The organism is Mesorhizobium sp. M7D.F.Ca.US.004.03.1.1 (assembly GCF_003998635.1).
In the GTDB taxonomy this organism is placed as follows: domain Bacteria; phylum Pseudomonadota; class Alphaproteobacteria; order Rhizobiales; family Rhizobiaceae; genus Mesorhizobium; species Mesorhizobium loti.
In genome coordinates this window covers 1-768 of sequence record NZ_RZQG01001552.1, presented here as the reverse complement: position 1 = coordinate 768, position 768 = coordinate 1, and the positions used below count along the sequence as shown (strand labels likewise).

Genomic DNA, 768 nt, shown 5'->3' with positions numbered 1-768 from the left:
CTCTACCGCCGCCTGCTTGTTGCAGTCAGCGGCAACCGCACCATCGCCGCGACCTTTGCCATCCTCTTCATCCTCGCCTTCCTGGTGATACCGATCGCGCTGGCCGGCACCTATGCGATCAACGAGGTCCGCGAATGGGTCGCCTGGGCGATCGAGACCAACCGTCACGGTGCCGTGACACCGCACTGGATCGCTACCATGCCTGTCGTGGGCGAGTGGCTGAACGAGCAGTGGACGACCAATTTTGGCCATCCCGGCGGCATTGGTGAACTGATCCAGCTGGTCAGCGGCGCCAACATCGGCAGCATCTATCGCGGCGTGCTGGCCGCCGGCGGCAGCGCTTTCGGCCTGCTCCTGACGCTGCTGTTCATGATGATCGCGCTGTTCTTCGCCTATCGCGACGGCGAGCATTTTGCCGGCCAGGTCGACCGCCTTGGCGAACGCATTCTGCCGGCCAGATGGGAACGGATCTCGCGCGTCGTGCCGGCGACGATCTCTTCGACCGTGACCGGCATGACGGTCATCGCCATTGGCGAGGGCCTGGTGCTGGGCATTGCCTACTGGCTGGCCGGCGTGCCGTCGCCGGTTACACTCGGCGCCTTGACCGGCGTCATGGCGCTGATCCCCGGCGGTGCACCACTGTCCTTCACCCTGGTCTCCATCTACCTCGCCGCCAGCGGGTCGCCGATGGCCGGGCTGGCGCTGTTCCTCTGGGGTTCGGTCGAGTTGTTCATCGTCGACAAGACATTGCGCCCGAAACTTGTCGGC

At 65.1% G+C, this 768-nt stretch carries 1 protein-coding gene; it reads left to right on the top strand.

What is annotated here, in order from left to right:
* Positions 1-768 (top strand): AI-2E family transporter (locus EN935_RS38625; RefSeq protein ID WP_164771857.1); only part of this gene is annotated, 768 nt, incomplete at both ends.